This window comes from Motilimonas sp. E26 (genome assembly GCF_021278025.1).
Taxonomy (GTDB): domain Bacteria; phylum Pseudomonadota; class Gammaproteobacteria; order Enterobacterales; family CBDFNC01; genus Motilimonas.
The window spans coordinates 14,803-37,692 of the sequence record NZ_JAIBHJ010000036.1 but is presented as its reverse complement, the minus strand read 5'-3'; the positions used below and the strand labels follow the sequence as shown (position 1 = coordinate 37,692).

General features: G+C 44.0%; 21 protein-coding genes and 1 riboswitch. Of the genes, 10 read left to right on the top strand and 11 right to left on the bottom strand.

The window, feature by feature from the left end:
• Nucleotides 1-217 precede the first annotated feature (217 nt).
• From thiH to thiC, 6 genes are all read right to left on the bottom strand, one after another.
• The gene (gene thiH / locus K1M91_RS19460) at nucleotides 218-1,333 is read right to left on the bottom strand and encodes a 2-iminoacetate synthase ThiH (RefSeq protein ID WP_232803922.1); all 1,116 of its coding nucleotides are present in this window, start codon (nucleotides 1,331-1,333) and stop codon (nucleotides 218-220) included.
• Nucleotides 1,330-2,097 (bottom strand): thiazole synthase, encoded by a 768-nt coding sequence (locus K1M91_RS19455; RefSeq protein ID WP_232803921.1) that lies wholly within the window; start codon nucleotides 2,095-2,097, stop codon nucleotides 1,330-1,332. Before K1M91_RS19455 ends, thiH begins: the two co-directional genes overlap by 4 nt.
• A gap of 2 nt (nucleotides 2,098-2,099) precedes the next feature.
• The gene (gene thiS, locus K1M91_RS19450) at nucleotides 2,100-2,309 is read right to left on the bottom strand and encodes a sulfur carrier protein ThiS (protein ID WP_232803920.1); all 210 of its coding nucleotides are present in this window, start codon (nucleotides 2,307-2,309) and stop codon (nucleotides 2,100-2,102) included.
• Nucleotides 2,302-3,054: a molybdopterin-synthase adenylyltransferase MoeB gene (gene moeB / locus K1M91_RS19445; protein ID WP_232803923.1), complete on the bottom strand. Its 753-nt coding sequence runs from the start codon at nucleotides 3,052-3,054 to the stop codon at nucleotides 2,302-2,304. Before moeB ends, thiS begins: the two co-directional genes overlap by 8 nt.
• Nucleotides 3,055-3,058: 4 nt before the next feature.
• The gene (gene thiE / locus K1M91_RS19440; RefSeq protein WP_232803919.1) at nucleotides 3,059-4,576 is read right to left on the bottom strand and encodes a thiamine phosphate synthase; all 1,518 of its coding nucleotides are present in this window, start codon (nucleotides 4,574-4,576) and stop codon (nucleotides 3,059-3,061) included.
• Between the two features lie 86 nt (nucleotides 4,577-4,662).
• The gene (thiC, locus tag K1M91_RS19435; RefSeq protein WP_232803918.1) at nucleotides 4,663-6,591 is read right to left on the bottom strand and encodes a phosphomethylpyrimidine synthase ThiC; all 1,929 of its coding nucleotides are present in this window, start codon (nucleotides 6,589-6,591) and stop codon (nucleotides 4,663-4,665) included.
• A 98-nt stretch (nucleotides 6,592-6,689) separates the two neighbouring features.
• Nucleotides 6,690-6,784, bottom strand: a riboswitch (TPP riboswitch).
• Between the two features lie 260 nt (nucleotides 6,785-7,044).
• Here thiC and K1M91_RS19430 point away from each other — a divergent pair.
• Nucleotides 7,045-7,224, top strand: coding sequence for a DUF1289 domain-containing protein (locus K1M91_RS19430; protein ID WP_232803917.1), 180 nt, complete (start codon nucleotides 7,045-7,047; stop codon nucleotides 7,222-7,224).
• On the opposite strand, the gene K1M91_RS19425 is transcribed toward K1M91_RS19430, so the two are convergent.
• Together K1M91_RS19425 and K1M91_RS19420 are read right to left on the bottom strand one after the other, a co-directional pair.
• Nucleotides 7,206-8,891: an ATP-binding protein gene (locus tag K1M91_RS19425; protein ID WP_232803916.1), complete on the bottom strand. Its 1,686-nt coding sequence runs from the start codon at nucleotides 8,889-8,891 to the stop codon at nucleotides 7,206-7,208. The genes K1M91_RS19430 and K1M91_RS19425 overlap by 19 nt on opposite strands.
• Nucleotides 8,892-8,967: 76 nt before the next feature.
• The gene (locus tag K1M91_RS19420; RefSeq protein WP_232803915.1) at nucleotides 8,968-9,888 is read right to left on the bottom strand and encodes a 1,4-dihydroxy-2-naphthoate polyprenyltransferase; all 921 of its coding nucleotides are present in this window, start codon (nucleotides 9,886-9,888) and stop codon (nucleotides 8,968-8,970) included.
• 195 nt (nucleotides 9,889-10,083) lie between these two features.
• On the opposite strand from K1M91_RS19420, the gene K1M91_RS19415 reads away from it, so the two are divergent.
• From K1M91_RS19415 to K1M91_RS19380, 8 genes are all read left to right on the top strand, one after another.
• A complete protein-coding gene (locus K1M91_RS19415) occupies nucleotides 10,084-11,364 on the top strand; it encodes an isochorismate synthase (protein ID WP_232803914.1) in 1,281 nt (426 codons plus the stop codon).
• 28 nt (nucleotides 11,365-11,392) lie between these two features.
• Nucleotides 11,393-13,141: a 2-succinyl-5-enolpyruvyl-6-hydroxy-3-cyclohexene-1-carboxylic-acid synthase gene (gene menD, locus K1M91_RS19410; RefSeq protein WP_232803913.1), complete on the top strand. Its 1,749-nt coding sequence runs from the start codon at nucleotides 11,393-11,395 to the stop codon at nucleotides 13,139-13,141.
• Nucleotides 13,141-13,944 carry a 2-succinyl-6-hydroxy-2,4-cyclohexadiene-1-carboxylate synthase gene (gene menH / locus K1M91_RS19405; RefSeq protein ID WP_232803912.1) on the top strand — a complete coding sequence of 268 codons (804 nt, stop codon included), beginning with the start codon at nucleotides 13,141-13,143 and terminating at the stop codon, nucleotides 13,942-13,944. Before menD ends, menH begins: the two co-directional genes overlap by 1 nt.
• Before the next feature lie 38 nt (nucleotides 13,945-13,982).
• Nucleotides 13,983-14,825 carry a 1,4-dihydroxy-2-naphthoyl-CoA synthase gene (gene menB / locus K1M91_RS19400; RefSeq protein ID WP_232803911.1) on the top strand — a complete coding sequence of 281 codons (843 nt, stop codon included), beginning with the start codon at nucleotides 13,983-13,985 and terminating at the stop codon, nucleotides 14,823-14,825.
• 6 nt (nucleotides 14,826-14,831) lie between these two features.
• The gene (gene menC, locus K1M91_RS19395; protein WP_232803910.1) at nucleotides 14,832-15,770 is read left to right on the top strand and encodes an o-succinylbenzoate synthase; all 939 of its coding nucleotides are present in this window, start codon (nucleotides 14,832-14,834) and stop codon (nucleotides 15,768-15,770) included.
• Nucleotides 15,758-17,149: an AMP-binding protein gene (locus K1M91_RS19390; protein WP_232803909.1), complete on the top strand. Its 1,392-nt coding sequence runs from the start codon at nucleotides 15,758-15,760 to the stop codon at nucleotides 17,147-17,149. Before menC ends, K1M91_RS19390 begins: the two co-directional genes overlap by 13 nt.
• 433 nt (nucleotides 17,150-17,582) lie before the next feature.
• Nucleotides 17,583-17,942 carry a hypothetical protein gene (locus K1M91_RS19385; protein WP_232803908.1) on the top strand — a complete coding sequence of 120 codons (360 nt, stop codon included), beginning with the start codon at nucleotides 17,583-17,585 and terminating at the stop codon, nucleotides 17,940-17,942.
• Nucleotides 17,943-18,091: 149 nt separating this feature from the next.
• A complete protein-coding gene (locus tag K1M91_RS19380) occupies nucleotides 18,092-18,310 on the top strand; it encodes a hypothetical protein (RefSeq protein WP_232803907.1) in 219 nt (72 codons plus the stop codon).
• A 488-nt stretch (nucleotides 18,311-18,798) separates the two neighbouring features.
• On the opposite strand, the gene K1M91_RS19375 is transcribed toward K1M91_RS19380, so the two are convergent.
• Nucleotides 18,799-19,734, bottom strand: coding sequence for a metallophosphoesterase (locus tag K1M91_RS19375; protein ID WP_232803906.1), 936 nt, complete (start codon nucleotides 19,732-19,734; stop codon nucleotides 18,799-18,801).
• 120 nt (nucleotides 19,735-19,854) lie between these two features.
• A complete protein-coding gene (locus K1M91_RS19370) occupies nucleotides 19,855-20,130 on the bottom strand; it encodes a hypothetical protein (protein WP_232803905.1) in 276 nt (91 codons plus the stop codon).
• A gap of 331 nt (nucleotides 20,131-20,461) precedes the next feature.
• On the opposite strand from K1M91_RS19370, the gene K1M91_RS19365 reads away from it, so the two are divergent.
• The gene (locus tag K1M91_RS19365) at nucleotides 20,462-21,289 is read left to right on the top strand and encodes an HDOD domain-containing protein (protein WP_232803904.1); all 828 of its coding nucleotides are present in this window, start codon (nucleotides 20,462-20,464) and stop codon (nucleotides 21,287-21,289) included.
• A 110-nt stretch (nucleotides 21,290-21,399) separates the two neighbouring features.
• Here the strand turns inward: K1M91_RS19365 and K1M91_RS19360 are convergent, their stop codons facing one another.
• Nucleotides 21,400-22,851: a RimK family protein gene (locus K1M91_RS19360; protein ID WP_232803903.1), complete on the bottom strand. Its 1,452-nt coding sequence runs from the start codon at nucleotides 22,849-22,851 to the stop codon at nucleotides 21,400-21,402.
• Nucleotides 22,852-22,890: the final 39 nt, after the last annotated feature.

Here is a 22,890-nt window from a genome sequence, read left to right as displayed (position 1 = left end):
ATAGGGAGATTCGATTCTGGCGCAAGGCTTTTTTAACGAAAAATTGTAATTAAATTACACTCACAAGTTTCACTCAAGTTATCCACAACTTACACAGAAAAACCACCTTGATTTGATTAAATATCAACCGCTCCTGACACGAGTGCAATAAAAAAGACCTTGGCAACGTATTGCACAAGGTCTGCTATCGGTAGTGACGGATGGGCACAAATCGTAATTATTGACTGAGACTGGGATCCCAATCTTTCCATACCACCTCATAACCTTTGGCTTTCACCATATCCGCTACCACCGCAGGTGTGCGATCATCGGATATTTCAAATTGCTCCAAAGCTTTTTCAGCCGTTTCAGCATAACCTCCCGGTTGTGTGCTTGAGCCCGCACTCATAGTCGTAATGCCTAGCGGAATGACATGATTGCGAAAATGTTCCGATTCTCGAGTCGACAACGACAATTCAACTTCGGGGCTAAATAAACGATAAGCGCAGATTAACTGGACCAACTGTTTATCTGTCATGATCGATTTAGGTTGAAAGCCCCCTTCACAAGGACGTAATCGAGGAAACGAAAGGGTATAACGCGTTTGCCAATAATGTTTTTCTAGATAAGCTAAATGAGACGCGACATAAAAACAATCGGTGCGCCATTCTTCTAAGCCAATCAAACTGCCAACACCTATTTTATGCACGCCAGCGCGGCCTAAGCGATCAGCGGTGTCCAAACGGTACCAAAAATCAGACTTTTTACCTTTGAGATGATGTTCGGCATAGGTCACAGGGTTATAGGTTTCTTGATAGACCAGTACCGCATCCAATCCTAGCTCGATCAACTCTTCGTATTCATCTTGATCGAGTGGCTGCACTTCAATCGTAATATGTGAAAAATATTGTCTGATCAACGGGAATGCCTGACGAAAATAATCCATGCCCACTTTCTTTTCCGATTCGCCTGTCACCAGCAAGATATGATCAAAGCCCATTTTCTTAATGGCTTTCAGCTCCGCTTCTAACTGCACCATGTCTAATGTAGTGCGGCGAATTTTATTGCCCATCGAAAAACCACAATAAGTACAAATGTTGCTGCACATATTCGAGAGGTATAAAGGAATATAAAACTGCACCGTCTTACCAAAGCGCTGCTGCGTCAATGCCATCGACTTTTGCGCCATCTGCTCAAGATACGGTTCGGCGGCAGGCGATATCAGCGCTTTAAAATCTTCCGTGTTCAAACGTGGTTTAGACAATGCGCGCTCAACATCTTTAGCAGTCTTACTATATATAGAAAGGCGTACATCATCCCAATTAAGGGCTTTTAACTGCTCGGCGAAGCTCATGCTTCCTCCAAAAAAGCTGTTAACGGGCTTGATGCCACAGCTTGTTGTACTTGACCTGCCAATCCCGCTTCATATGCCATGCGGCCCGACTGTACTGCCAAGGCAAAAGCTCGGCTCATAGCAACAGGGTTGCGCGCCACTGCTATCGCGGTATTAACTAGCACAGCATCTGCGCCAAGCTCCATCGCGAGAGCGGCATGACTTGGACTGCCGATCCCCGCATCGACAATCACTGGCACATTAGCTTGTTCAATAATGATCTCTAAGAAATCTTGGGTGCGAATACCTTTATTGGATCCAATCGGCGCGCCTAATGGCATCACAGCGGCGCAGCCAACTTCTTCAAGTCGCTTACATAAAACAGGATCCGCATGCACATAAGGCAAAACCACAAACCCTTCAAGCGCTAACGCTTCTGCGGCTTTCAAGGTTTCAATCGGATCAGGTAGCAAATACTTAGGATCAGGATGAATTTCTAATTTCACCCAATTGGTTTGCAATGCTTCTCGGGCTAGCTTAGCAGCAAATACCGCTTCTTTAGCGGTGCGAGCACCAGATGTATTGGGTAATAAGTTCATGCCATTAGCAATCAATGGCGCTAAAATATCGTCGTCACGATTTTTCATATCCACGCGCTTAAGCGCCATCGTGACCAACTGCGAGCCAGATGCAGCCAATGCATCAACCATACTTTGCTTATCAGAAAACTTCCCCGTTCCTGTAAATAGGCGGGAGCTAAAAGTTTTATCGGCAATTGTTAACATTATTAGCCTCCTGCGATGGCTTGAAACAAGGAAATATCGTCATCTTGCTGTAGTAAATGTTCAGACCACTCGCTACGACTAATAATCGCCTGATTAATGGCCAGCGCCATGCCCTGCTCGGCATGGCCTAAAGTCGTCAATAGATCCAAAACACTGGTTTGCGGCGCAACCTGATGCGGCTGACCGTTAATTGTTATTGTGATTTCATTCATGGGCACTGCATACCGGACAAGCCGGATCTCGAGAAATAGCAAAACTTTGCCAGTTAAGGGTGAGACCATCGAACAGCTTTAGCTGATTGTTGATCCCGCTCGGCAATCCCACTAGGTATTTGATGGCTTCCAAGGCTTGTAATGAGCCAATGGTACCGACTATCGGGCCTAGCACTCCCGAATTGGAACAGTTGAGCGTCTGCTCTTGCGTTGAAGGAAACAAACAGTGGTAACACGCGCTATCAGGCTGACTAAAGTCAAACATCATTAACTGGCCCTCCAAGCGAATGCCAGCGCCAACGATAAGCGGCTTTTTAGCTTGGCAACACACTTGACTAATTAAATGGCGACTGGAGAGATTATCGGTGCAATCGAGCACTAAATCAGCCATCGCCACTTCCATCGCTAATTGCTTCGCATCCATTTTCTTTTTAATGCCACGAATACGGACTTCACAATTCAGTCCAGCTAAACGTGCTTTAGCGGCATCCACCTTATGCAGTCCCACTTGGCTGGCATCGTAACTAATTTGGCGTTGTAAATTAGATACATCCAATTCATCAAAGTCTGCCAACACTAAGTTACCCACGCCAGCTGCAGCTAAATACATTGAAGCTGGCGCGCCTAAACCGCCCATCCCCATAATCAACACTTTAGCTTGCTTTAATTTCAGCTGACCCGCTTCACCAACGTTACTGAGCAGTAAATGGCGACTGTATCTTAAGGTTTCCGCATCCGAGAGCATCAATTTAGGACTCCATCACCGCATTAAACTCATCGACAACCGCTTGGGGATCATCGGCCAGCGTAATCGCCGTAACAACTGCGATACTACCAACACCGGTTTGCCAAACGAGTGGCGCGCGCTCAAGATTAATCCCACCAATAGCCACAGTGGGAATATCATTCATTAATGCAGCGTACTTTTCTAACCGAATTAAACCTTGCGGCCGTGATGGCATGTCTTTGGTTTGAGTCGGAAAAATATGGCCTAACGCGATATAACTTGGCTTGAGTTTTTTTGCGCGCAGCATTTCATAATAACCATGGGTACTTAAACCCAAGCGTAAACCAGCCCGGCTAATTTGTGGCAACACCGCATCATTTAAGTCTTCTTGACCTAAATGTACGCCGTATGCGCCATGCTTGATGGCCAGTTGCCAATAATCATTAATGAACATACGCGCTTGGTACTGTTTCCCCAACGCAATGGCCGCGATCACATCTGCTTCCACTTCGTCATCAGTTTTGTCTTTAATGCGCAGTTGCAGTGTTTTTATACCCATATCAAGTAGCTTTTGACACCACTCAACCGAGTCTACCACCGGATACAAACCTAACTTGTCAGTATCACAACTGGCAAACCCTTGGCCTTCCGCTAACTCACCTTGTAAATTAAGCAAGCGGCCTAACTCAGAGCCGGGTAAAATCACATCAGGAAAATGCTTAGGATCGGTAGGCCAGCCTAAGTGTGCCACCGGACCAGGTCCTTTGCCTTTACTCGAAGCGGCTTTTAAACCTTGGTTTAGATACGCTTTCGCTAACACCAAAGCGTCTTCAATTGGGTAATCTAATGCCAGCACAGTAGCAATGGCTGACGATAAACTGCAGCCCGTGCCATGACTATGAGGACTATCGATACGTGTCGTGCCAAGCACAATTTCACGCTCGCCATTGGTCCAAAAATCCATGCACACGTCATCAACTAACTCAAGATGGCCGCCCTTAATTAAGATACTGCCGCAACCTTTGTCCAATAATACTTGGGCACTGCGGCGAATATCATGACTAGAAGTAATAATCACTTTAGTCAGGATTTCAAGTTCATCAGCATTAGGAGTCAGTAAATCAATGAAAGGCAGTAGGGTATCCAACACAGCTTGCTGTAAGCCTACCTGTGCCATGTTCGCACCACTGGAAGCAACAGCGATCGGGTCGTAAATAACATAAGGCTTAACGTCTAGCTCAGCTAAAAATTTCGCTAAAATCTCTACTTGGCTAACCGTTGTCAACAACCCTACTTTTATTACATCCGCGGGCATATCTTCAGCTAATGAATCAAGTTGGCTTAAAAACATCCCATCAGAAACCGATTCAACTAAGCGTACCGCTACAGAGTTTTGTGCGGTAACAGCGCTGATAACGCTACATCCATAACCACCTAAGGCATTAATAGTATGCAGATCCGCTTGGATCCCAGCACCACCACCCGAATCACTCCCCGCTATTGTCCAAACAATGGGCGTAAAATCTGAGATTTTGTCCATTCTATATCTCCACTAGCAAAAGCCTGCATTAAAACCATCCATCACAGCATAAGCGGCGATAGATGGTTTTCATTTAACTCAAAGAATTAAACTTGAGGCTGATATATTTCAGCGCCCTTTTCAATAAATTCTTCTGATTTCTGCTTCATGCCTTCTTCTGGCGAGATAGTCACGACTTCATCAAGTAACTTAATTTGGATATCGCCCGACTCTAATTTCGCCGCATAATCACGTACATCTTGAGTGATCTTCATGGAACAGAATTTAGGGCCGCACATAGAGCAGAAATGCGCCACTTTGCCAGACTCTTGTGGCAAGGTTTCATCATGGTACGCGCGCGCCGTATCAGGATCTAAACCAAGGTTAAACTGATCTTCCCAGCGGAATTCAAAACGAGCTTTGGATAAGGCATTATCGCGAATTTGTGCGCCTGGATGACCTTTAGCTAAATCAGCCGCATGAGCTGCTAGCTTGTATGTCACTAAGCCAGTTTTTACGTCATCTTTATTTGGTAAGCCTAAATGCTCTTTTGGTGTCACGTAACACAACATGGCACAACCATACCAACCAATTTGTGCAGCGCCGATACCCGAAGTGATATGGTCATAACCCGGTGCGATATCGGTAGTTAATGGACCTAAGGTATAGAAAGGCGCTTCATGACACACATCTAACTGCTTATCCATATTCTCTTTGATCATTTGCATCGGCACGTGACCTGGGCCTTCGATCATCACCTGAACATCGTATTCCCACGCTAGCTTAGTCAGCTCACCTAAGGTTTCCAGTTCCGAGAATTGCGCTTCATCGTTAGCATCCGCCACCGAGCCTGGACGTAGGCCGTCACCTAATGAAAGGGCAACATCATATTGCGCACAGATTTCACAAATTTCACGGAAGTGTTCGTAAGCAAAGTTTTCTTTATGGTATGTCAAACACCACTTCGCCATGATTGAACCACCACGCGATACGATACCGGTCAGACGTTTTGCTGTCATCGGTACATAACGCAGTAATACACCGGCGTGGATCGTAAAGTAGTCAACCCCTTGTTCCGCTTGCTCAATCAGAGTATCACGGAAAATTTCCCAGTTAAGGTCTTCCGCCACGCCGTTTACTTTTTCTAGCGCTTGATAGATAGGCACAGTACCAATTGGCACTGGCGAGTTACGTAAAATCCACTCACGAGTTTCATGAATGTAACGACCAGTTGATAAGTCCATTACCGTATCGCCGCCCCAACGAGTCGACCATACTAATTTTTCCACCTCTTCTTCAATGGATGAAGACACCGACGAGTTACCAATGTTTGAATTAACTTTCACCAAGAAATTACGACCAATGATCATTGGCTCAGACTCGGGGTGGTTAATGTTTGACGGAATAATAGCGCGGCCTTCGGCGACTTCTTTGCGCACAAACTCAGGCGTAATATTCTCAGGCAGGTTCGCGCCAAAGTTCTCACCTTTATGTTGGAACTTCAGTAAATCGCTGCGTACACGCTCACGCCCCATGTTTTCACGAATAGCGATGTACTCCATTTCAGGCGTGATAATACCTTGACGCGCATAATGCATTTGCGTGACATTTTTACCCGCTTTCGCGCGTAATGGCTTAGGTAAATGCTCAAAACGGATATGATCTAGCCCTTCGTCAGCCATACGTTGTTGGCTGAATTGTGAGGTTAATCCCTCTAATTCTTCGGTATCGTTACGATCTAAAATCCATTGTTGGCGTAGCTTAGGTAAGCCTTGGTGGACATCAATATCAACATTAGGATCGGTGTAAGGACCAGACGCATCGTAAACCGGAATAGGTTCATTGGATTCAAATTGTGGATTTTCTTCAGTACCGCCAATAAAGGTATCGGCTTGATGAATTTGGCGCATTGCCACCTTCACGCCCGGTAATGTCCCTTCGATAAAGATTTTTTCTGAATTTGGGAAAGACTCGTTGCCGAGGTTTTGAATGTATTCTTGAGCCGCTTTACGCGCTTCTCTTCTGCTGATAGCCATAAGCAATTTTCACCTTGATTCCAGTTAAGTGTGATGAATTGCTTGCCGAGAGGTGGAAGTATAAACCTATATTAGATCTGTTTTTTAAAGGTTTAGCCTTGTTCCCTTCGTAGGTCTTAACCCAATCAGGTTCCACGGATCCTGCAATTGCAGTCTCAGCCGTAAGGAAAAACTCCCTTTGGCACTCCGACAAGAACCCGCAGTATAATCAACCCATCAACGAAACTAAAGGGCGAAGTAGATAAATAACTATTCCTTAAATTAGGGGATCAGAATACTGAGTTTATAATGGATGACTTTATGCGCTGATCCACTGAACAAATATCTCTGTTCAGAGCATTTTCGGATTGATTAAAAGATGTTCGGGATCTCGCCCTATACACGCCAATGGTGAGCGAGTACATAAAATAAGCTAAAGTTACCTTATTGGAGCAGTTTTCGAGGACGTCACAGATGAATAGTTTTGAAATAAAATCCCCCTGTGTACGTAATTGTTGTCTTAATGAGCAAGATATCTGCTTAGGTTGCCATCGCAGCCTCGATGAAATAATTGCTTGGCATGATAGTGATAACAAGGAAAAGGAAAAAATTTTAAAGCAGGCTAAACAACGCCGTTACAAGTTGGGCAAATAGATATCAAACTTTAAACCACCTCGCTCAGGCAAACTGGCCCTAATCTCCCCAGACATTTTCTGGGAGATCAAATTATAAACCTGATTTAAACCGAGCCCAGCTCCAACTTGCCTTGCCGTGGTATAAAAGGGCTCAAAGATTAACTTTAAATCACTTTCAGCGACACCTTTACCGGTATCAGAATAATGAATAACAATCCCCTGCTCAGCAGCTTCAGCAGTGATGTTAATCTCACCGCCCTGCCCTTCGTTAAAGCCATGCTGCACCGAGTTAAGTAATAAATTAAGCACCACTTGCACTAAAGCGCCCGAATAGTTACGTACAGCAAGATCAAACGAAATCTCATTTTTTACGGTAATAGGTTTATTTTTTAGCTCGTGGTGATAGCTCAGTAAAATATTTTTTACCACATTATGGGGATGCAAAATGACTAAGTTGTCGGACGTTTGATCCACAGCTAGCGCCTTAAAGCTCTTCACTAAATTGGCTGCTCGGTCTAAATTATGCTCAATAAGATCAATGCTTTCTTTAGAAGTATCAGCCACATATTGTAAGGCTGACTTCTTAATGCTACCTGTTGCCATCATGTCACAAAGCTGCTGGGTTGTTTCCCGCAGCAGAGATGCTGCCGTAATCGACACACCAAGGGGGGTGTTAATTTCATGAGCCACCCCTGAAACAAGGTTACCTAAAGACGCAATTTTTTCAGCTTCCACTAGCTTCTCTTGCGTGTCCATTAATTGCTTTATTTTCTGCTCTAATTCTAAAGTGCGTTTAGCTATAATTAATTCAAGCTCTTCATTCATTTTTTTCAGCCTGAACTCAGCACGTTTTTTAATGATCACATGGCTTAACACCGAACCTAACAAACCAAATATTTCTCTTATATGAGGCGTTAATGCACGGTGGTGAATGAGGTTATCTGCAGCTAAGAAGCCAATGGGTTTTTCTTTATCCCACAAGGTCACCATGGCTTGCCAGCCTTTACCTACTTTCTTACCAAAATGAACAAGATCTTGGTCTTGGTACACAGTGACGTAATCACGTCGGGTGATGGCTTCAAGCACAATAGAGAAATGGCTTAAAGGCTTTTTATAATCGCGTTCATCAACAACATGACCGAACTCATCAGTACCAAAAGTACCCACCATATTTTTCTTTTCATCAAGTAGGAATAAAGCGATACGTTCAATTTCAAGCTTGGCTAGAGAAAGCTCAATGGTACGACGGTAAAGTTCATCCATATCATTGCTATTACTTAGTTCAACAGAGATCTTGTGTAAATTCTTAAGTAGCTCTTTAAAGCGGTTGGTTGATTGTTCGGTACCAAAAACAGATTTAGTTGCCTCGACCGAGTGAGACTCATCGCGAATAATATATAAGACATTTTCAGAGTCAGGATGAACGTAGCGCTCAAGTACCACAAGAAAGTTCGCCGCATCACGATTTTTAGCTTGGCAAAAGCAAGCTGGAATATTCGATACATCAACATCGATTAAGTCGGTAAAAGTTAACTCAGTGATCTCTTCAGCACTGTAACCAAACATATTGCATAAGGCTTGATTGGCTTCTATCACTTTACTGCCATGATCGCACAGTAAAATACCATCGGTACTTTTTTGGTAATGCTCAATTAAAAGATTATGTAGCGACGTATTTTCCAACATAGTAACAACCATCTAGTTCCTATTAACTAAATGAAGATTAGACTATTTTTCTTCATAGTGCCGGATCTGGTTAAACCTATGGCGATGTCATAACCCAACCTAAAGCTAATAAACAACAGTAACCAAAGCTAGCGAGTGCGGTTTGTTTCAAAGCGCCGTTTAAACGTTCACCATCTTGACAAAGTTGCAAAGTACGAGCGGCTTGCATCAATGGCCAAAGCGCTAACAAAAATAAATAATTAAAACTGCTAAAAGGTAATTGCCATTGATAAAGTAAGGTACTGCTCACCGCCCCAGCTAACAGCCACCACTGATAACGACAGGCCTGTGTGCGCCCTAAACGTAGCGCTAAAGTGTGTTTACCGGCTTGCTTGTCGGTGTCGATATCTCGGGTATTGTTGATATTAAGTACCGCCGTCGCTAACAAACCACAACTTACCGCAGGTAAAATCAAAACTGCATGCAAGGCTAAGCCATATAAGTAAAAGCTACCTAACACCCCCAATAAACCAAAAAATATAAACACCGACAGATCGCCTAACCCCATATAGCCATATGGGTGCTTACCCATGGTGTAAGTCACCGCGGCCAAAATAGACAATAAGCCCAACCCAACAAAAACCAGCATCTGCTGCCAATGATCCGCAAACACATAATTTAATAAAATAAGCCCAGATGCGACCGCCAGTATCGTCGTTAAACCGATCGCGGTTTTCATTTGCTGCTGCGTTACAAGACCGGTTTGCATCGTGCGTTGTGGGCCAATACGCTGCTCGTTGTCGGCACCTGTAACGGCATCGCCGTAGTCATTCGCCAAATTAGAAATGATTTGCAATAAAATTGCCGTGCTCAAACACAAAATCAGAATCCAAGGGTTAAATACCTGATGCTGCCATGCTAACCCAGCAGCCAGAACAATCGAAGCGCAGGCGAGAGGCAACGTGCGAGGGCGAATAGCAGGCAACCAAATAGAAAACCATGATTTTTTTTGAGTCAAAATACTAATACCTAATTAAATCTCAGAATGCGTTTGCATCTATATCCAAGCACCGATAAGGCTGCATTTTCTCTAAGTTTCAGTTAAATTAGCAAGCCTTTATGTTCAAACACCGTTGAAATGATGATTTCAGGCGCTACAGACGTAGTTTGGACTTACCCCTTAAGTTGCTTTACCAGCCTTTGCGAAATATTGATGTCAGCTTTTAATGCCTTAAAACACGCCTTACTTAAACTCAAACAGCCCGAAGGCGTTTTCCTTAGTTTGAGTTTTTCATTACCTAGTGTTTCTTTACTTGGCTGGCTCAAAGCCCAAACCCACTATCCACAAATTTATTTAAGTGATAAAGACGATCAAGGTGAAGTCGCGGCGATTGGCAAAGCTTGGTACACAGATCAAGCCGAGCTGCCAGAAAACATCAATAAAGCAAGACTTTACGGTGGCATGGGCTTTTCAAACCATGCAACTTGGCCCGATTTTCCACACTGCCGATTTGTATTGCCGCGTTTGGAAATTCGTCGCCAAGGCAGAGTCACTAAGCTAGTTTGTAACCTATATTGGGCCACATCTGATTTTGCTAGCCAAGTAAACATAACCCTAGCATTACTGGACTCACTTAACCCAGCTGAAACATTAACGAGACAGTCTATCCATATCTTGCAGCGGCAAGACACGCCAAATAAGCAGGATTGGCGTAACTTAGTAGAACAAGTAACCGATGAGCAATTTCAGCAACACACTGCTAAGGTGGTGCTGTCCCGTCGAACTCAATTAACCAGCTCAAACAGCGTGGATCACTACGCACTATTGCACCAATGGCAAATGGTTAATCCTAACTGTTTTCAATTTATGTTTTCGTTTACGCCCGATTCACACTTTATCGGCTGTACGCCTGAGCGTTTGTATCTACGTAGCGGGGCACGTCTAACCACAGAATCACTCGCTGGCACCATGCCACGAGGCATCTCCTCTGAAGAAGATGAAAAACTGAGCCACACCCTACTCCATGACCACAAAATAAAGCATGAAAATCAATTAGTGCTTGATGATATTTTAGCGCAGCTCAGCAAGGTCAGTTTAGATATTGGACTTGATAAAGTAAGCATATTAAAACTCAACCAACTACAACACCTCAAGCAACGTATTCACGCCTATTTAAAACCAGACGCCAGCGACCACGATTTACTTAATGCGCTGCACCCAACCCCCGCTGTGGGTGGCACTCCAAGAAAGTCAGCGCTCGCATTTATCAAACAAAATGAGCCCTATTCTAGAGGCTGGTACGCAGGCGCCATTGGTGTTTTAAGTCAACAACAAAGCCAATTTGCGGTAGCTATTCGCAGCGCCTTGATCCAACATAATCAAATTACATTATTTGCCGGTGCAGGAATAGTTAAAGGCTCAGATCCCGCGCTAGAATGGCAAGAGTTAGAGCATAAAATAGCGACGCCATTGTCACTATTCAAACTAAACTAACTCAGTTGTTTAACCATAAGAGGCTCCTATGAAACATACTACCGCTAGCAACATTAGTCTTTTATGGGCACAGTTAATTATTGAAAGTTTGTACCGCGGTGGCATCAATCAGATTTTCATGGCGCCGGGGTCTCGTTCAACGCCACTGACTTTAGCCGCCCATGAACATCACGGCATTACCTTACACAGCCACTTTGATGAGCGCGGTTTAGGTTATTGCGCGCTCGGTGCAGCCAAGGCGCAGCAGGCGCCAGTGGCGATCATCACCACATCAGGCACAGCGGTGGCTAACTTATATCCGGCCGTCATTGAGGCCAAGCTCACTGGCGTGCCATTAATAATTTTATCCGCAGATCGCCCCACCGAACTATTGCAATGCAGTGCTAACCAAGCTATCGATCAAGTGGGCATATTTGCTTCTCATGTGGTGACATCGGTTAATTTAGCACCAGCTGGCACTGAAATTAACGCTAACTATTTACTAGCACAAATTGGCCAAGCCTTATATTTGCAACAGCAACAAGCAGGACCCATTCACATTAACTGCCCTTTCCGTGAGCCGTTTTACCCGAAAGAAAAAAGCCAAGACCTACGTCATTACTTAGCGTCTATTAACCCTTGGTTACGCAGTGAATCGCCGTACATTAATAAATCCGTTCCGCCAAGCAAGTTACTACCAATTGATAATTGGCCTGAATTACAGACTAAAAAAGGGCTAATTATTGCGGGTCAATTAGCCAATACTGAACAAGCTTATGAAATAGCCAGCTTTGCTCAGGCCTTAGGTTGGCCATTGTTAATGGACATTCAATCCAGTGGCAAAGGGCACCCTTGGTCGTTACATTACTATGATCAGCTACTGCATCACCCTGATTTTTACGCCGCCCTCAACCAAGTTGAACTTATCATTCAATTTGGCTGCCGATTGGTATCAAAACGCTTACAGCAGTTTTTACAAGCTAGTTCGGCTCAATTTATTGGCGTGCAAAGCCAGGCAGACTTGATGGACCCAAGCCATGGCATGGGTAGCTACTTTCACATCGACCCCGTTACTTGGCTCACAGCCCATCCCGTTGCACAACATCACCCTTGGGCGGAGCACCTTTACCAAGCGGATGCTGAAATCAGTCAGCTTATCGCTGCTCAGTCACATGAATTATCAGAGTTTTCGGTCGCGCACGGCTTATCACGTTTAGTTCCAGACAACAGTGCTTTATTTATTGGTAATAGTTTACCAGTACGGCTAATGGATATGTTTGCCGAGGCAAATTCAAAACAGCAACAAATATTCACTAATCGCGGAGCCAGTGGCATTGATGGCTTACTTGCCTGTGCCATAGGGGTTAGCAAAATATTAGATCATCGCCCCGTCACTTTACTGCTTGGCGACACGTCCTTGCTTCATGACCTCAACTCTATGGCCCTGTTAAAACAGCTTAAAAACCCATTTGTTGTAATAGTGCTCAATAATGATGGCGGCAGTATTTTCAACCTTTTACCATTACCCGATGATCAACAAACTGCCCGTGAATGCTACCAACTGCCACACGGCTTAAACTTTGCCAATGCTGCGGCTATGTTTGGCGTTAATTACATGCAACCAAAAGAGCAACAAGAGTTTGAACTAGATTACGCCTCTGCCTTAATTGAGCCAGGTGCGACCTTGATTGAAATAACTGTTCCTGCCAAAGCCAGTAGTGAAATGATCACCACTATTGCCGCGCAAATAAAACAACTTGATTTCGCTTACTTGCTCCAGCCCGACTTAAGCGCCTAATGAAGACAAATTTACCCCTGGCTTGCCAATATCAACTGCAACACGAAAACACGCCAGTACTATTTATTCATGGCTTTTTAGGCAGCGGTCAAGACTGGCAACAAGTTATTGCCCATCTCGCCCCAGAGCAAAACTGGATAACCATTGATCTCCCAGGCCACGGTGACAGCCAAAATGTCACCTTATCGGCACCGCAAGCATTTCAGCAATGCTGCCAGCTTATCCAGCAATGCTTACAAGCATTAACGGTCACCCGTTGCCATCTAGTTGGTTACTCACTCGGCGGCCGCATTGCGTTGCACTATTTACAAATGTACCCAAGCCAAGTTTGCCAGTTAATTGTAGAATCGGCTCACACTGGGTTGATTCAAGAAAATGAAAAAGCGGCCCGTATTAGCCATGATAAAAACTGGGCGCAGCGCTTTACCACCGAACCTCTTAATCAAGTATTGCTCGATTGGTATCTGCAAGCTGTGTTTGCAGATTTATCTGAACAACAAAGACAAAAACTTTGTCAGCTGCGTAGCCATAACGACGGTAAAGCCTTAGGAAAAATGTTGTTAGCAACGTCACTCGGCAAACAAGAAAACCTGTGCCATGTCATTTCTGAGGCAATTTGCCCTGTTAGTTATTTTGTTGCCGAGCAGGATCTAAAATTTACGCAGCTGGCCAACATCTTAAAAAAAACAACCCCACAGCTAAATAAAGTCTTTTTTACTGAGGCGGGTCATAATATTCACTTTGCCAAGCCAATAGAATACGCTAATCAGATAAGTCGCCTTATACTCGGTAAACTCCCATAAGCGATACTTTTTTATTTTTGACCCATTCAAGGCTGGTTATGACAACTTCGCAAATAAAGCCCGCATTAGCGTGGCAAGATTTTTCTCAAGATTACCAAGACATTCTTTTCCATAAAGCCGATGGCATCGCCAAAATCACCATAAACCGCCCACAAGTGCGCAATGCATTTCGTCCACTTACGGTAAAAGAAATGATTCATGCGTTAAACGAAGCCCGTTACGACGATCAAATTGGCGTGATTATTCTTACCGGTCAGGGCGACTTGGCCTTTTGCTCAGGCGGCGACCAAAAAGTACGCGGTGATTCAGGTTACCAAGACGAATCCGGCGTACATCACTTAAACGTACTGGATTTTCAACGTCAAATTCGCACTTGTCCAAAACCTGTAGTGGCGATGGTGGCGGGCTATGCAGTAGGTGGTGGACACGTATTACATATGATGGCTGACTTAACCATCGCCGCCGAAAATGCTCAATTTGGCCAAACTGGCCCCAAAGTGGGCTCATTTGACGGCGGCTGGGGAGCAAGCTATATGGCGCGCATTGTCGGCCAGAAAAAAGCTCGTGAAATTTGGTTTTTATGCCGCATGTATAACGCCCAAGAGGCGGTTGAAATGGGCTTAGTGAATACCGTGGTGCCACTTGAGCAACTAGAACTTGAAACCGTGCAATGGTGTAAAGAAATGCTGCAAAACAGCCCAATGGCGTTGCGTTGCCTAAAAGCGGCCCTAAACGCAGACTGTGACGGTCAAGCAGGCTTACAAGAGCTAGCTGGTAATGCCACCATGTTGTTCTATATGACCGAAGAAGGGCAAGAAGGTCGCAATGCGTTTAACGAAAAGCGTCCGCCAAACTTTGAAAAATTTGGCCGCAATCCGTAACTGCACATGAGTATGCTACGCGATATTGCAATTTACCGTACCTCATTGGCCTTTAAACGACCAATGACATTTGCGCAGCATACTCTTAACGACCGAGATATCGCACTTGTTAAGGCCTTTAACATTGAGTTAAACCGCGAAGTGAGGGCCGAAATAGCACCGCTTCCCGGCTTTAGCCCTGAAAGCTTAGAGCAAGCCATCGCTGAAATAATAACAGCAGTAAAAACGGGGCAGCTTAAACATCAATTTCACTGCGCCAGTAGCGCTTTTGCTTGGGATTGCTTACATCAAGGTATCACGCCTAGTCAGGTTTCGGCCGATGTTCCTTTATTACAAGGCAGCATTGAACAGATACACACACAATACCTCAGCCTCAAGCACCCAACACAAATCAAACTTAAAGTGGCTCGTCTTGCCCCAAACATAGAGCTGGATATTATTCACACACTGGTCAAACTTAACCCGCAACTGCAAATTCGCCTCGATGCTAATCAAGGCTGGGATCGCGGACAAGGGGCTGCATTTGTCAGCCAGCTGCCAAAAAATAATATTGTATTTATCGAAGAGCCCTGCGCAATGTTAAGCGACAGCTTGTACCTTGCAGAGCGATATCAATTGCCAATCGCACTTGATGAACAGCTGCAACAGCCAATGTGGCCGTTAGCAGCTTTTAGTCATCAAGCGATTACCGCTTTTATCATTAAACCTATGCTAGTAGGCAGTTTTAAACGTATTGAACAACTATTAGCGTTAGCTAAACAACAGCAAAAGCGTGCGATCCTTAGCTGCGCATTTGAAAGCCAATATGGACTTAGTGTGCTGGCGACTCTGGCAGGCAAATGGACCCCCAACGAAGCTCCTGGGTTAGATACCGAAAAATATTTTTGCGATAAGCAAAACCATACATTGAACACTTCAGAAATGGAGCAAGTATGGCCGAAGTGATGCCTTGTCCGATACAGCAACACGCAAGCAATCAAGGGGATGCGATTGCCATTTACCTTTCACATGATGGTACCAAGCTCAGCTACGAGGAGCTTGATAATAAAATATCAGCCATATCGTTAAGCCAAGTTCCGCAAGGGGAGGTACTTGCAGTGATCCATGACGATGCGCTGATCTTACTAATCATGATGTTTGCTTGCTTGCGCCAACGTATTATTTTTTGTCCGCTTAATCCAATCTTTAGCCAAAAAGAGCTACAACAGCGCTGCAGACAAGCTGGAATAAAATATTACTTTGCGCCAACTCCGGTTGCGCTAGCGGGTATAACACGCATTGATATTCACCAGTCAAATCCAAATAATAAGCAAGCCTTAATCAGCTTAGCGCAAGCAAGTACTCTAGTGTTTACTTCGGGTAGCAGTGGCGAGGCTAAAGCCGCACAACATAGCTTAAGTAACCATTATTACAGCGCGTTGGGTTCACAAACCTTAATTCCGTTTCACGCCAAAGACTGCTGGCTACTCAGCCTACCGCTGTTTCATATTGGCGGCATCGCATTAGTCTTTCGCGCATTTTTCGTCGGCGGTAGCATTGCTTTGGGTAGCAAAGTGATAGCTAAAGACCTAACACACTATCCCATTACTCACGCTTCCCTTGTGCCCACTCAGGCTTACCGTTTACTGCAGCAACCGGCTATATTCACGAATAATCAACTGCGTTATGTCTTAGTTGGCGGAGCAGCATTAGATAACTACCTTATAAAACAACTAGCTAATAGCCCGTTTAGATGTTTTGCCAGTTACGGCCTAACCGAGATGAGCTCGCAAGTGGCCAGTATTGAATTAACACCGTCCAGCCAACAGCCGCTGCAATATCAATTATTACCCGATCGCGAAGTAGAAATAAGTAAAGGTGAAATCATATTAAAGGGAGCCTGTTTGTTTATGGGCTATCGACAATTAGGTCGCTTAATTGCCGTTGACCAAGGTCTTGGTTTTGCTAGTAAAGACCTAGGTGCGAGAACAGCTGGGCACCTCTCTATCCATGGCCGCAAAGATAATATGTTTATTTCGGGTGGTGAAAACGTACAGCCAGAACAAATAGAACAAGTCTTACTGAGCCTGCCATATATCAAGAACCTAATAATAGTGCCCGTTCGCAACACAGAGTTTGGTCAAATTGCCGCCGCTTTTGTTGATTGGATAGGAGCACCGCAGCCAAGACAACTACAGCTGGACAGTAAACAACTGCTCGCTCCTTGGCAAAGACCAAAGCATATTTTGCCTTGGTCACAATGGCAGGGGTTAAAACCAAATAGAAAAAAACTACAACAACAGGCCACACAACTCGCAGTTGAGGATGCTGGCAAGCATAATTAACCAGTGTAATACTTAGAACTATCGCAGCCAGATAAAGCATGTTTACGGCAAACTTTCGCTTTCAGGGATAAAAACGCTACAGGTATAGCAATAGCGCCATAGCTTTCCGGCACTGGCAGGAAACAGGAATTTCTTTGCGGGCTATCACGTTTTTCCTGCCGCTCATCTTACCTATCAACAAATTGTCACTCTTAAATTGCGCTTTTCTCTTTCTCAGCTAAAACTATACCAGTCAACTTAGAACGTAGCTCGTTTAACTATCAAAAATAGCTTACTCAAATAAGCAAAAAAGAGCTGGATGTCGTCATATTGACATAAATATTCTGTAGCCTACTGAGCTATTAGATGGGTCAAATCTCAAATCATATTTCAAGCTAGATGCCATTAGATGCGGCTAGTTATTAACTTATTAAAGCAAAATTTTGGAGATACAATGAACGACATTCATAAGTTAGAGATTTTACCTGGTGCTCAAGCTCTCGCCTCTGTAGCCGCTTTCCAAAACACTCTAAGCTCTGATTTAACACATTATCGTACACAATTAATTGCCCTTCATAACACCATGAAAAGCAGTGGTTTCAGCGTCCCTGTTGACGCAGCTGAATGGGTTCGTGAACGCGGACGTGATTATTTACACAATCCAAAACTTTTTGAAAATGCACCTTTAACTTACGTATGCACGCTACTAAGCGAACTATTCAAGACTAAAAGCATTGATGACATTTGTAAAACTATCGAACCAGCAACCCTAAACACACTGCTGGCTCGCTTAAACAGCTTCAAATTACACTAAAATATATATCTACACCCATTCTTTGGCCGATTTTTATCGGCCTTTTTTTTGGCTATCCATAAGTAAACCTCACAACTACTTATTAGGTAGGGGTCAGAGACGAACGGAATGTTTCGTATCAAAGGTAACTTAGAAAAACAAATGTGCTGATGATCACACAACAAGTGGCGATAAAGTCATCACATTGTCATGATGAATTGTCAAAATCAGCAGACGAACTGGGGATAATAGCGATAAATGGTAACCCTATTTCAAAAATAAAAAATATTTGTGAGACATTAGCCATAGCAAGCGTAAGTTATTCTCTTTTTATTTATCAGATAACCCTACTATCTACCACCGAAAAAACAGAAGCCAAAACAAAATAAACCATTAATAACAACACCTTAACAACATCAACATAAACAACATATAGGTTTTCCCTTATTTTTTTTATTTTTAGCTTGCTCAGCCTCATGCAAAATCACTTATATTTAGTCCCGCAAGGAAGCAACGAGACACGGACAGGATGTTTGGTCTCAATGTCAGATAGGATATCTGGCAATCAGGAAGATGAATGGACACGCTACAGGAAGTAGCATAAAGGACACCTCCAGGATGGAGACAGAAAACGAATCAGGATGATTTGTTAGGCTAGGATGGCCAAATAAAGGACAACTCACAGGACGTGAGAAACGGATAAACCTAGGGATCAGGTAATAAGTCAGGGAGCGCAGGGAGCACCTTACATCACGGAATATGATGTTTTGACTATAAGGGACGACACTTTCGAGTGTCGTCCCGTTTTTTTAGCTGCAATTTACGCTCATTAGCCAGAGTCTTGGATAAGCCCCCTTTTTAAACTCCATCACGTCACTTAAGGCATACCAACTTCTGACTCACCAACCTGTACAAAATTCATTGCATCCGCTTCAGCTTCAAATGACCAGCGATAGGCTGTTAACTTAGCATCACCACTGTAATCAGTACAAACCACCTGACGACATTGCGGCCGAGGGGTCCCTCTTAACCAATAGTGGCCGATAAACACAAGACGTGAAACAGCAAAACTTTGCAGTGGCTGGATAATAGGCTGTGCGGGTATTTTGCCTTCTTCTCCCTCAGGTACGATCGCAAGCTCTCGATAACTAAGCGGATTTTGTAGCCACCAGCGAGCACGAATATCGTTGCGTTGATGACCATGTTTATCATTGAAAACATAGCCCTGAGGTAAGGTTATTTCGGGTCCTTTCAATAACTGCTCAACTACCTGAAATTGCCAACTACCACGTTTCGTTGCGCTGACGTACAATTTATCAGGCAGGCTGTTATCAGCATTGAGCTCGGGCCTTATTTGCTCTATTAAGTCATTAGACCATGCCGCATGAATAAAAGCGGCGCCATCAAGTTCAAGAAATAAAGGCAAGGTTTTTAACCAACTAATCGTTTCTTTATAAGCAATAGGATCATCTGCATATTCAGCTAAAAAAGCCTTATGTTGCACTCGATTTTTACTGGTATGGGGACGTAAAAACCGCTTAGCGTCTTTGGGATCCGGGGTAGCAAAGGCTACGGCATTAAACTCGTGATTACCTAAAATAACTTGAGCGCTACCCGCCGCAACCATATTCCGAACAATAGCTAAGGTCGCTCGCTGCTCGGGACCATAATCAATAATATCACCAATAAAAATAGCTTGGCGTGAAGCATGACAATAAGCCTCGCCTTGGATTTCATAACCAAGACGTTGCAGTAAAGTGACTAACTGTTTAGCACGGCCGTGGACATCGCCAATGACATCATATCCTTGCACCCTAACTCCTTGCTGTATTATTTATCGCTAAGCCAACGACTCTGCCAATATAGCGTAAATATTTATATTTTTTCTTTCATCTTGCTTGGTCTTTTTCCCGATTGAAACGCTCGCTCCGACTTAGCTACTTTTTTCTAACCAGCGAAACCAAACCCGCTCTTGTTTAACATCTTCAAACTGCTGTAATTGTCGCTGCAGTTCATTATTAACACTTTTTATATCCAGTAAGTCTTGCTGTTGCTGTAAAGAGAGCTGTACTAATTGATATATGACGTCAGATTTATGAGAAAAAAGGTGTTGAATTAACTGCGCAGACTGAGGATCGAAATCAGCACTTGATTGGTGTCGAATTTTATCTGCAATAGCTATGATGGCGCGAGCTTGATCAGGCTTCATATCCAGCTCCAAGCTGTATAGAAGCAAGCTTACCTAATGGCAAGCGCCGGAAGTAGAGAGTAAATAGCACCATGGTCACTCCAGATATAGAGAACGGCAACCATGCCTAGATAAAGACTCCTGTCGACAAACGCACTAAGAATAGTCTAATTAATGAATAAATTTCCAGCCTTAGTGATAAATGAATCGATAATAGCGATTTATTTGTGCCGTTAAACGCACATTATGCGGAATTAGTGAAACAGATCAAGCTTGCAAACATAGTCGCAGGCAATAGCATCCTGCTATGATTCTAGTTGATATTATTTTTCTCCAAGCAGGAATCCGCGCAATGCAATTAAACGAAGTATTTTCCAAACTAAAACAACTCCCAGTCGTGCCCGCTCTACTGGCCGAGCTAATGGAAAGCTTTGGTGACGATAATGCGCGTATCGATGTACTCGCTAAAAAAATAGCGATGGACCAATCTTTAAGTGCAAAAGTAATAAAGATGGCTAACTCGGCTGCCTATCGCCGCGGCAAAGAAGTGACATCAATAGAGCAAGCAGTTATTCGCTTAGGCTTTAACACCATGCGTAGTATTGTTATTGCATCCGGAATAAGTAGTGCTTTTCCTGCCACGCCTGGTTTTGACAAAAATAAATTTTGGTCCGACACGTTTCGCGTAGCAACCATAGCGAAAGCCCTCGCCAAGCACACCACTGTAGAGCCTGAAACCGCCTTTACCTGTGCCATGATGCACAATATCGGCGAAATCTTACTGCAATCCAGCTTGCCAGAAGAAATGGCACTCGTAAACATGTCAATGAACCAAGGTGCAAGCCGTATTGAGGCTGAGCGTGAAATCTTAGGATTTGACTACAGCCAGGTAGGTGTAGAGCTAGCTCGACGCTGGAATTTTTCAGCAACCTTCATTAATGCCATTGAACAACAGCTTGATCCATTATCATTTGAAGAGGTGTCGGCCGAAGCAATTTTGATCCGGTTATCGGTATTTGTAAACTTTGCTTGGAATGCAGGCGTGCCAGCTGCAGCAATTGTTGGACGTTTCCCAAAAGCGTTAGCGGAGCATTTGAGTATCAACCCTGAATCACTGGCGTCACAACTTGATGAATTGCAGCATCAAGGTAATGAATTGGCCATGTCACTCGGTCACTAAACTGATTAACCCGACCGCCCTCATTCAACGCACAACTGATGACAGTAACATTTCGTTTTCAAGGAAGAAAACGCCAGTGAAGCACTGGCGCAGGGAGTTAAAAACGACGGTTAGAAACCGCGTAATTGAATCCGTCTTAAAAACTCAGTCATGATCCGATCGTACAGTAAATCACCTAAGAATAAGTCTTCCACGCCATGATCAACACTCGGGTTATCATTCACTTCAATAATACAAGCTTTACCATCAACCTCTTTTAGGTCAACGCCATAAAAACCATCACCAATCAAGTTCGCCGCCTTAAGCGCGGCATCAACGACCGATTTAGGCACCATTTTTAAATCTAAGGTATCAAAGCTACCACTGCTAACTCGTCCACTTTGGTGGTGTTGGTAAATTTGCCAATGACCACGACTCATATAATAACGACAAGCAAAAATCGGCTGACGATTTAAAATACCGATACGCCAATCAAAATCGGTCGGCAAAAACTCTTGCGCCAAAATTAGTGCACTATGGCTAAAAATAATCTCGGCTTGCTCGAGTAGCGACTCGCGACTTTTTACCTTCACCACCCCCAATGAAAACGCACCATCTGGTACTTTAAGCACCACCGGCAGTCCAATCGTTGCAATCAGGTTATCGGCCCAGTCAGGGTCAGACGCTTTAACTATCATGCTTTTGGGCATCGGCACTTTATTATGGTTGAGTAACTCGGTAAGAAACACTTTATTGGTGCATTTCATAATAGATTCAGTATCATCCATCACGACTAAGCCCATTTTTTCCGCTGCTTTAGCAAAACGATAAGTGAAATTGCTGATATTGGTGGTCGAGCGAATGAATAAGCCATCATACTCACCCAACGTTGCCATATCATTAGGGCCGATAAGCTTTAGATCCATGCCAATTCTATTTGCCGCTTTGACAAAACGTTTTAGCGCGCCTTTATCCGATGGCGGCATCTTTTCTTGCTCATCCACCAGCATCGCCATTTCGTAGCGATAGCGCTTAGAAGGCTTAGGCATACGCCAAACTTTTTGCGAAAAAACTTCTAAATACTTAGCAAAAGAATCCTGCTCATTATCGTTGAGATCTTGATAAGCAAAAGGCTCTACTTTTTCAATTTGCCATTTACCCGCCACTTTCTGGAGCTTCATATCCAAAACCGGCACGGTAAAGCGCTCAAAAATCTTACGACACATTTTTTCCAGTGCGGGGATATCAGTGTGGCCGAAATAGATTTTGAAACTTAACACTGCCACATCAGCAGGTAGTTTATCCAAGCCCGTTTGCGGCAAACTGAAAAATCGATCTTGCGAGAGATCATTAATTGTCATTACCCTAGGCAGCACTCGGTGGCCACGCGCCTCTGCCATCAGCGAACAATAATAACCACTGCTCAAATAGTCATAACTGCGACATAAGTTAATAACTTGGGTAGCACTGCTATCAGCATACGCGCCCATATCCAAATAGTCGTTTACCGACACCATATTTTCACTGGGTAAGTAAGGACGCCAATCGCCAGCTTCATCAGTTACAATTAAAAAACGCGCCATAAAAAGTGATTGCCTCTTATCAGGGTAAAGGATTAAATT

What these genes read in the sequence shown, in the direction of transcription:
- K1M91_RS19360 (WP_232803903.1), bottom strand. Translation starts at nt 22,851, where the DNA reads ATGGCGCGTTTTTTAATTGTAACTGATGAAGCTGGCGATTGGCGTCCT.
- K1M91_RS19455 (WP_232803921.1), bottom strand. Translation starts at nt 2,097, where the DNA reads ATGTTAACAATTGCCGATAAAACTTTTAGCTCCCGCCTATTTACAGGA.
- thiE (WP_232803919.1), bottom strand. Translation starts at nt 4,576, where the DNA reads ATGGACAAAATCTCAGATTTTACGCCCATTGTTTGGACAATAGCGGGG.
- thiS (WP_232803920.1), bottom strand. Translation starts at nt 2,309, where the DNA reads ATGAATGAAATCACAATAACAATTAACGGTCAGCCGCATCAGGTTGCG.
- thiC (WP_232803918.1), bottom strand. Translation starts at nt 6,591, where the DNA reads ATGGCTATCAGCAGAAGAGAAGCGCGTAAAGCGGCTCAAGAATACATT.
- menB (WP_232803911.1), top strand. Translation starts at nt 13,983, where the DNA reads ATGACAACTTCGCAAATAAAGCCCGCATTAGCGTGGCAAGATTTTTCT.
- menD (WP_232803913.1), top strand. Translation starts at nt 11,393, where the DNA reads ATGAAACATACTACCGCTAGCAACATTAGTCTTTTATGGGCACAGTTA.
- K1M91_RS19425 (WP_232803916.1), bottom strand. Translation starts at nt 8,891, where the DNA reads ATGTTGGAAAATACGTCGCTACATAATCTTTTAATTGAGCATTACCAA.
- menC (WP_232803910.1), top strand. Translation starts at nt 14,832, where the DNA reads ATGAGTATGCTACGCGATATTGCAATTTACCGTACCTCATTGGCCTTT.
- K1M91_RS19390 (WP_232803909.1), top strand. Translation starts at nt 15,758, where the DNA reads ATGGCCGAAGTGATGCCTTGTCCGATACAGCAACACGCAAGCAATCAA.
- menH (WP_232803912.1), top strand. Translation starts at nt 13,141, where the DNA reads ATGAAGACAAATTTACCCCTGGCTTGCCAATATCAACTGCAACACGAA.
- K1M91_RS19380 (WP_232803907.1), top strand. Translation starts at nt 18,092, where the DNA reads ATGATCACACAACAAGTGGCGATAAAGTCATCACATTGTCATGATGAA.
- K1M91_RS19430 (WP_232803917.1), top strand. Translation starts at nt 7,045, where the DNA reads ATGAATAGTTTTGAAATAAAATCCCCCTGTGTACGTAATTGTTGTCTT.
- thiH (WP_232803922.1), bottom strand. Translation starts at nt 1,333, where the DNA reads ATGAGCTTCGCCGAGCAGTTAAAAGCCCTTAATTGGGATGATGTACGC.
- K1M91_RS19365 (WP_232803904.1), top strand. Translation starts at nt 20,462, where the DNA reads ATGCAATTAAACGAAGTATTTTCCAAACTAAAACAACTCCCAGTCGTG.
- K1M91_RS19385 (WP_232803908.1), top strand. Translation starts at nt 17,583, where the DNA reads ATGAACGACATTCATAAGTTAGAGATTTTACCTGGTGCTCAAGCTCTC.
- moeB (WP_232803923.1), bottom strand. Translation starts at nt 3,054, where the DNA reads ATGCTCTCGGATGCGGAAACCTTAAGATACAGTCGCCATTTACTGCTC.
- K1M91_RS19415 (WP_232803914.1), top strand. Translation starts at nt 10,084, where the DNA reads ATGTCAGCTTTTAATGCCTTAAAACACGCCTTACTTAAACTCAAACAG.
- K1M91_RS19370 (WP_232803905.1), bottom strand. Translation starts at nt 20,130, where the DNA reads ATGAAGCCTGATCAAGCTCGCGCCATCATAGCTATTGCAGATAAAATT.